Here is an 8,305-nt window from a genome sequence, read left to right as displayed (position 1 = left end):
GGTGCGGGCCGCCCTCAGCACTACCTCGGCGAGTCTCCGACTACCTCGGCGTCGGGGTCTCCAGGTCGAAGCCCGGGTCGACGTCGACGATCTCCAGGAGCTCACCGATGCGGGTGACCTCGAGGAGGAACCGCACGGTGGGGGGTGCGCGGAGCACCCGCACGCGGTGCGGGCTGCGCGACGCGAGCCGTGCGAGGAACGCCACACCGGACGAGTCCATGAAGGTGACGTGGTGGGCGTCGATCTCGACGGGGAGGCCGGAGCCCTCGGCGTCGGAGATCGCCTCTCCGAGCTCGGCGCCGATGTCGGCGTCGATCTCTCCGGACAGCACCACGCGGGCACGCGACGCGCCCACGATGACGTGCACGCTCGCGGGGTCTCCCAGCTCGGGCATCACGTCTGCCTCCCTCACGTCTGCACGCCGCAGGTCACGTGGGGTCGAGTTCGATCCGTCGTGCACGGTGCTCCTTCCACGCGCCGGGGCGTTCATCTCGAGTCTCGGCGGACACCAATCTACGGTTGAATGACCAGCAAGAACACCAACCCGGGCGGGGAATCTTGGCAGTGGAGGCATTATGACCGAATCATCCGGTCCTGTGCCGCCCCTCCCGAGTGGTTTTCTTGACGTCGCGGTCGCCGACGCCATCATCCCGGCCTTCGTGACCGGCTCCTGGGACGACGGCATGCCCGTCCTCTGGGTGAACGACGCGTTCGCCCGGCAGACCGGCATCGGCCTGAGCGACCTCGCCGCGCTGGGGGAGCACCCGCTGCTCGCGCTCGTCGCCGACGACACGGAGCGCGAGCGCAGCCAGGAGGACCTGCGCGCCAGCCGGCCGACCACGCGCATGGTGCGCGGCCGCCACCCCGACGGGGCGGGCACGTGGTGGCAGGTGACGATGTCCCCCGTGCCGGACGCGGACGGCCCCGCTCACCGGTGGTTCGGCACCGCCACCGACGTCTCGACGCACGTCGAGCGCCAGGCGGCACAGCTCGCGTCCCTGGAGGTCGAGCGCCGCGAGCGGGCCGACCTCGACCTCATCGCCCAGACCACCGAGCTGCTCGGCGACCTCGAGTACCCGTACGCCCTGCGAGACATCGCCGACCTGCTGCGCTCGCTCGTGCCCTGGGCGGGGTTCTACGTCAACGACGACGGCCTCCTCTTCGCCGACGGCGTGGACGTCGCCTCGCCCCCCAGCGGTCGCGGACGCCGGCACGCCCGCTACGTCCCGGAGGCCCCGGACGGGGACGCCGAGGGCTCGCCGGTGCACGAGGGGCACGAGGGGCACGAGCCGGTGCGGGACGAGGTCCAGGACCTGCTCGAGGGCGTCATCGAAGGGCCGGTGATGCTCCGCCTCGACGCCCGCTTCCCCGCCCACGCCGCCTCGGGCTGGCTGCGCCGCGACGTGCTGCGGCGCGTCGTCGAAGAGACCGGTGCCCTGCCGCGCGCCGTCGTCGTGCACGCCGTGGCCGGCCGGCGTCGCGTGCTCGGGCTCCTCGCCACCTGGCACGGCGTCGGCGTCGCCGCCGACGGGACGGTCACGGAAGCACCCGGCCCGGCGCCGACCGAGCCGCAGCACGTGCACACCGTGATCGAGGTCGTCGCCCGCCGCGCCGGCACCGCCATCGACAACGCGCGCCTCTACGCCCGTGAGCACCGGCTCGCCGAGGCCCTCCAGCGCGCCATGCTGCCCGAGCAGGCCGACGTGTCCGGGCTCGACGTGTGGACCTACTACGCGCCCAACGCCGAGCACGCCCAGGTCGGCGGCGACTGGTACGACGTGCTCCAGATCAGCGACGGCACCGTCGGGCTCGTCGTCGGCGACGTGGTCGGGCACGACGTCGAGGCGGCGGCCGCGATGGGTCAGCTGCGCTCCGTCGTGCGGTCCTACGCCTTCGAGCTCGCCACGCCCGGCATCGTCGTCGACAGGGTCGACCAGCTCGTCACCGGCATGCGCATCCCGCGCTCCGCGTCCATGGTCTACGCGACGCTCAAGCACCAGCCCGACGGCGACGCCTGGACCGTGCAGTACACGCGCGCCGGCCACCTGCCGCCGCTGCTGCTGCGCGACGGCAAGGTCACGCAGCTCGCCGGCGGCGCCGGGTCGCTCGTCGGCTTCGGCTCCCGCCCCCGCACCACCGGGCAGGCGGAGCTGCGCCGCGGCGACGTCCTCCTCTTCTACACCGACGGCCTCATCGAGCGCCGCGACCGTTCGCTCAAGGTCGGTCTCGACGCGCTCGTCGAGACCTCCGCCCGGATCACGGCCCGCGACGCCGCCGGGGTGGGGGAGGAGCTGCTCTCCCGGCTCGCCGACGCGCCCGAGGACGACGTCGCGCTGGTGGTCGTGCGGGTGCCCGACCCGGTCGCCGACGCCGAGACCCAGCCCTTGAGCCCCCGCTCACGCCGGTGGCTGCTGCCCAGCGAGCCGGCGTCCATCGGCCGTGCCCGGCACGCCGTGCTGCGCACCTGCCAGGCGTGGGGGCTGCCGGAGTCCGCGTCCGCCGAGCTCGTCGTCTCCGAGCTCGTGGCGAACGGGGTGCTGCACGGCTGGGGCAACATCGCGCTGCGGCTCTTCGACACCGGGGACGGGCTGCGCATCGAGGTCGAGGACTCCAACCCCGCCCCGCCCGTCACCACGGACGGGCACCCCAACCGCGTCGGCGGGTTCGGGATGCAGATCGTGGAGCGCCTGGCCGACTGGGGGTGGCGGCCCGCCGGGTCGGGCAAGCTGGTGTGGGCGAAGCTGCACGCGAGCTCCGGCACCCCGCGGTAGACCGTTCTGCCCGACCGTTCCGGAAGCTCTCCCCGAACCGGTGGCGTCCGACACCAGGTGCAGGTCCTGCCCTCATGAGTACGCCCGAGTGCTGAGATGCCCGTGCAGATCTTGCAACTCGCCGGCGCTGCGGGTGCTGAGAGGTCACGATGGGCCGGAAGAAGGTCCACGGGAGAAGGTCCGCCGAGAAGTCGGCGGGCACCCCGACAGGTGGATGTACGGGCGCAGCACCTGACATCCGAGGAGGGAGACGTGATCGGGATCTGTCGCCGGACGCGTCTGGTCGGAGTGCTCGCCACAGGCGCCGTCGCCGCGATGGCGGGATGCACGGCACCGGCCCCCGCCCCGGCGCCGACGACCGCGGTCAGCGGTACGGCCCGGTTCGCCACCGCCGCGATCGACGTCGTCGGGGAGGACGGCGTCGGGATCGATCTGAACCTGCTGTTCGTCGCCGACCCCGATGACCCGGTCTGGGACGCGACAGGGGTGACGGCCGGCACCCGCCACGTGGACGACTTCGACATGCTCCGAGGCACTCAGGGACACGTCGAAGGTGTCGGCGAGCGGCGTCTCGGGAACCTCACGTTCAACGTCGATGCGCACGACAGCCTGGTCGAGTTCTCCACGATCACGCTGACGGTCGACGGCGAGGAGCAGACGTTCGACGTGGGCCAGGTGAGGGTGTACCCGAACCGGGAGACCGACGGCCCGTTCGAGGTCACCGGCGAGGCGACCGTCACCGCACCGAGCTGCGGCACGTTCACGCAGAAGTTCGAGGCCCACGAGAAGGCGGGGCGGGCGCCGGTCGTCAGGGCGCTCAACGCGTCGGACTACGTGGACGTCTCGGCAGAGGCCACGATGAGCCGGCGGCTGCTGACCACGCGGGTGAGCGTCCGGTGCGATCCCGCCGCTGACTTCGTGATGGTGACGCCCATGATCGAGGTCGACACCGACGGCGAGCGTGCACTGCTCCCGACCACCACGGTCACCATCGGGTACAACCCCACCCCCGAGACGATCGAGAAGATCGCCTCCAGGCCTGGTCAAGGACCATGACATGACCAGCGACGACGGCCACCCGTTCGTGGGAACAGGTGGCCGTCGTCGTGACGTGTGGAGTCAGATGCTGCCCTGGTGGCGTCAGTCGCGCAGCGCGCGGACCTCGTCGACGGACGTGCCGGAGTCACGGAGGAACTGCGTGCAGCGGTCCGCCTCGGCGGTCTCGCCGATCTGGCCGGCCGCGGTGGCCAGGGCGGCGAGGGCGCGCAGGAAGCCCTGGTTCGGGACGTGGTCGGCGGGGATCGGCCCCTGGCCGCGCCAGCCCGCGCGGCGCAGCGCGTCCAGGCCGCGGTGGTACCCGGTGCGGGCGTACGCGTAGGCCGCGACCGACCGTGCGGCACTGGGCTCCGCACCCGCGCCGTCGAGCGTGAGCTCCGCGAGCACGGCCCAGGCCAGAGAGGCTGCGGGATGGTCGGCGGCGAGGCGGGCCGGGTCCTCCCCGGCGTCGAGACCCTCGCGCACCTGGGGGTGGTCGTCGGGCAGGCGGGTGGGAGGCGGGCCGGCGAGCAGGTCGTCCACGGGGGAGGTCATGGGCCCATTCTCGCCCGCTCGCGGGGCCCTGCGCCCTCGGGCGTCGTGCAGGCCCGGTCCCGGGTACGCTCGGCAGCATGATCGAGATCGCGACGTCATCGACGACGACGACGCTCGTGATCGCCGGTGACCTCGACCTCGCGGAACGCGACCAGTTCCCCGAGATCGCCACCCGGGTGGTCGGGCTGCGCCGTCAACTGCTGGTGATCGACATGTGCCGGGTCACCTTCATGGACTCGACGGGCGCTGCCTTCCTAATCTCCCTGGCGGACGCCGGGCGCAAGCGCGGCGGGGCCACGGTGCTGCGCGGTGCGGACGAGCGCGACCTGTTCGTGCTCGAGGTGTGCGGCGCGCTCGACCTGTTCCGCATCGACCGCGACCACCGGTGCGAGTCCGCGCCGGCGTCGTCGGCCCCCGCGTCGCACCGACCCGCCTGACCGCCCCCCGCCGGTCCGCCGGCGGAATCTCCGGCCGATCCTCCGGCTGATCCTCCGGCATGGTCACGGACGGGTAAACTCGGGCGCGGCCCGGCCGAGGAGGCCCGCCCACGGGCGACATGCCGGGCCTCGTCGACACGAGGAGATTTCATGCCAGCCGTGGTGCTCGTCGGTGCCCAGTGGGGCGATGAGGGCAAGGGAAAGGCCACGGACCTGCTCGGGTCCCGGGTCGACTACGTCGTGAAGTTCAACGGCGGCAACAACGCGGGCCACACCGTCGTCATCGGTGACGAGAAGTACGCCCTGCACCTGCTGCCCTCCGGCATCCTGTCGCCCGGCGTCGTCCCGGTGATCGGCAACGGCGTGGTCGTGGACATCGACGTGCTGTTCGAGGAGCTCGACGACCTGATCGCCCGGGGCGTCGACGTCTCGCGCCTGCTCGTCTCGAGCCAGGCGCACGTCATCGCCGGGTACCACCGCACGCTCGACAAGGTCACCGAGCGGTTCCTCGGCAAGCGCCGGATCGGCACCACCGGCCGGGGCATCGGGCCGGCGTACGCGGACAAGATCAACCGTGTCGGCATCCGCATCGCGGACCTGTTCGACCCCAAGATCCTGCGGGAGAAGGTCGAGGGCTCGCTCGACCAGAAGAACCACCTGCTGGTCAAGGTCTACAACCGCCGCGGCGTCGAGATCGACGAGACGGTCGACGAGCTGCTCGCCCACGCCGAACGGCTCCGGCCGATGGTCGCGAACACCCCGCTGGTGCTGAACCAGGCCCTCGACGCCGGCAAGAACGTCCTGTTCGAGGCCGGCCAGGCGACCATGCTGGACATCGACCACGGCACGTACCCGTTCGTCACGTCCTCCAGCGCCACCGCGGGTGGCGCGGTCACCGGGTCGGGCATCGGGCCCACCCGCGTCGACTCCGTCATCGGCGTCATCAAGGCGTACACGACGCGCGTCGGCGAGGGCCCGTTCCCCACCGAGCTGTTCGACGACATGGGCGAGTACCTGCTCAAGACCGGCGGGGAGTACGGCGTCACGACCGGCCGCGCGCGCCGCTGCGGCTGGTACGACTCCGTCATCGCGCGCTACGCGGCGCGCATCAACGGGCTCACCGACCTGGTGGTCACCAAGCTCGACGTGCTCACCGGCCTGGAGAAGGTGCCCGTCTGCGTCGCCTACGACGTGGACGGCACCCGCTACGACGAGATGCCCGACGACCAGTCGGCCTTCCACCACGCGAAGCCGATCTACGAGGAGATGCCCGGGTGGTGGGAGGACATCTCCGGCGCCCGCCGCATCGAGGACCTGCCCGCCAACGCGCAGGCGTACCTCGCCCGGCTGGAGGAGCTCTCCGGCTGCCGCATCTCCGCGGTGGGCGTGGGCCCGCGGCGCGACGAGATCATCCCGGTGCACGACCTCATCCACGCGCGCTGATCGTGGCGGCTCCCGCGCAGGCGTCCCCGCAGGTCGTCGCCGCGCTCGCCCCGCACGGGGCGCTGCGCGCGGTGCTCAACCTCGGCAACCCGGTGCTGGCGCAGGGCACGCCGGACGCCCCCGCCGGCGTCACGGCGGACCTCGCGCGGGAGCTGGCGCGTCGCCTCGGGGTGCCGGCCCGCCTCGAGTGCGTGGACGCAGCGCGGCTGTCCTTCGCGGCGGTCGCGGAAGGACGGGCCGACGTCGGCTTCCTCGCCGTCGAGCCCGAGCGGGCCGCCCACGTCGCGTTCACGGCGCCGTACGTGCTGATCGAGGGCGTCTTCGCCGTGCCCGAGGACTCCGTGGTGCGCACGGCCGAGGACGTCGACCGCCCCGGCGTGCGCGTCGGCGTCAAGCAGGGCTCCGCCTACGACCTGTACCTCACGCGCACCCTGCAGCACGCTCAGGTGGTGCGTGGTGCCGACGGGACCGTCGCGTTCGAGGAGCACGGCCTGGAGGTCGCGGCCGGCATCCGCCAGCCCCTCACGCGCTACGTGGGGCAGCACCCGGGGCTGCGCCTCGTCGAGCCCCGGTTCACCGAGATCCGCCAGGCCGTGGCCACCGGCCGGGACCGGGACCCGGCCGCCGTCGCGTGGCTGCGCGACGCCGTCGCCGGACTGGTCGCGGACGGCTTCGTCACGGCCGCCCTCGAACGCTCCGGACAGGACGCCACCGTCCCCGGTTAGCATGGCTGCCCGTGAAGATCCTCGTCGTCGGGACCGGTGCCCGCGAGCACGCCATCGTCCACGCCCTCGCGTCCGAGGCCGCCGAGGGCACGCAGCCGGCGCACGAGCTGCACGCGGCCCCCGGCAACCCGGGCATGGCCGCCCAGGCGACCCTGCACCCCGTCGACGCGAACGACGGCCGCGCCGTCGCGGCGCTCGCGCGGACGCTGGGCGTCGACCTCGTCGTCGTCGGGCCGGAGGCTCCGCTGGTGGCGGGCGTCGCCGACGTGGTCCGCGAGGCCGGCATCCCGTGCTTCGGGCCGTCCGGCGAGGCCGCCCTCCTCGAGGGCTCGAAGGCGTTCGCCAAGGACGTCATGGCGGCCGCGAACGTCCCCACCGCCATGGCGCACGTGTGCACCACGGAGGCGCAGGTCGCGGACGCGCTCGACGCCTTCGGGGCCCCGTACGTCGTCAAGGACGACGGCCTGGCCGCCGGGAAGGGCGTCGTCGTGACGTCCGACCGCGACGCCGCCCTCGCCCACGCCCGCGAGGCGCTCGACGCCCGCGGCGGCGACGGACGAGTCGTGGTCGAGGAGTACCTGGACGGTCCGGAGGTCTCCCTGTTCTGCCTGTGCGACGGCGCGACCGTCGTGCCGATGGTGCCCGCCCAGGACTTCAAGCGCGTGGGTGACGACGACGCCGGCCCCAACACGGGCGGCATGGGGGCCTACACCCCGCTCGGCTGGGCGCCGTCCGGCCTGGTGACCGAGGTGGTCGACCGCATCGCGCAGCCCACGGTCGACGAGATGGCGCGCCGCGGCACCCCGTTCTCCGGCGTGCTGTACGTGGGGCTCGCGCTGACCAGCCGTGGGACTCGCGTGGTCGAGTTCAACGCCCGGTTCGGTGACCCGGAGATCCAGGCGGTGCTCACCCGGCTGCGCACGCCGCTGTCCGGTGTGCTGGTCGCCGCCGCGACCGGCCGGCTCGACGGCGTCGAGCCGCTGCGCTGGTCGGACGACGCCGTGGTCAACATCGTCGTCGCGTCGCAGGGCTACCCCGAGTCGCCGCGCAAGGGCGACGCCATCGGCGGCATCGAGGCCGCGGAGGCGCTGGAGGGCGTGCACGTGCTGCACGCCGGCACCGCCCTGACCGACGACGGCACGCTGGTGTCCGCCGGCGGCCGGGTGCTGTCCGTGGTCGGCCAGGGCGCGGACCTCGCGGCAGCGCGGGCAGCGGCGTACGCGGGGGTCGCGCAGATCACGCTGGACGGCTCGCACCATCGCAGCGACATCGCGCTGAAGGCCGAGCGCGGCGAGGTCGCGGTCCCCTGAGCACGCGCGCGGACCGGCAGGTGACGACC

The 8,305-nt window shown here is 73.2% G+C and carries 8 protein-coding genes; 6 read left to right on the top strand and 2 right to left on the bottom strand.

All coding sequences use genetic code 11. The features are described 5' to 3' along the window. Nucleotides 1-40: 40 nt before the first annotated feature. Complete coding sequence (locus ACFT55_RS17025; protein ID WP_380245031.1) at nt 41-460, bottom strand: STAS domain-containing protein; 420 nt, start codon at nt 458-460, stop codon at nt 41-43. 199 nt (nt 461-659) lie between these two features. Between ACFT55_RS17025 and ACFT55_RS17020 the strand changes: the two genes are divergently transcribed. Together ACFT55_RS17020 and ACFT55_RS17015 are read left to right on the top strand one after the other, a co-directional pair. Continuing rightward, nucleotides 660-2,771, top strand: a complete 2,112-nt coding sequence (locus ACFT55_RS17020) for a SpoIIE family protein phosphatase (protein WP_380245030.1) — start codon at nt 660-662, stop codon at nt 2,769-2,771. Between the two features lie 252 nt (nt 2,772-3,023). Next, nucleotides 3,024-3,827 (top strand): hypothetical protein, encoded by an 804-nt coding sequence (locus tag ACFT55_RS17015; RefSeq protein WP_380245029.1) that lies wholly within the window; start codon nt 3,024-3,026, stop codon nt 3,825-3,827. Between the two features lie 84 nt (nt 3,828-3,911). On the opposite strand, the gene ACFT55_RS17010 is transcribed toward ACFT55_RS17015, so the two are convergent. After that, nucleotides 3,912-4,361, bottom strand: a complete 450-nt coding sequence (locus ACFT55_RS17010) for a DUF3151 domain-containing protein (RefSeq protein ID WP_380245028.1) — start codon at nt 4,359-4,361, stop codon at nt 3,912-3,914. A 77-nt stretch (nt 4,362-4,438) separates the two neighbouring features. Here ACFT55_RS17010 and ACFT55_RS17005 point away from each other — a divergent pair, with 77 nt between their 5' ends. The 4 genes from ACFT55_RS17005 (at nt 4,439) to purD (ending at nt 8,276) form a co-directional block, all read left to right on the top strand. Further along, entirely contained in the window at nt 4,439-4,798 is a 360-nt protein-coding gene (locus ACFT55_RS17005; RefSeq protein ID WP_380245027.1) for an STAS domain-containing protein, read from the top strand. Nucleotides 4,799-4,948: 150 nt separating this feature from the next. Beyond that, nucleotides 4,949-6,241, top strand: a complete 1,293-nt coding sequence (locus ACFT55_RS17000) for an adenylosuccinate synthase (RefSeq protein ID WP_380245026.1) — start codon at nt 4,949-4,951, stop codon at nt 6,239-6,241. A gap of 2 nt (nt 6,242-6,243) precedes the next feature. Further along, complete coding sequence (locus tag ACFT55_RS16995) at nt 6,244-6,966, top strand: transporter substrate-binding domain-containing protein (protein ID WP_380245025.1); 723 nt, start codon at nt 6,244-6,246, stop codon at nt 6,964-6,966. A gap of 11 nt (nt 6,967-6,977) precedes the next feature. After that, nucleotides 6,978-8,276, top strand: coding sequence for a phosphoribosylamine--glycine ligase (gene purD / locus ACFT55_RS16990; protein WP_380245024.1), 1,299 nt, complete (start codon nt 6,978-6,980; stop codon nt 8,274-8,276). The last annotated feature ends 29 nt before the right edge of the window (nt 8,277-8,305 follow it).

The sequence above is a fragment of the Isoptericola sp. NPDC057191 genome, from assembly GCF_042670225.1.
GTDB lineage: Bacteria > Actinomycetota > Actinomycetes > Actinomycetales > Cellulomonadaceae > Isoptericola.
Note: the sequence above shows the minus strand (reverse complement) of the source record. Positions and strands in the feature narration are given on the sequence as shown.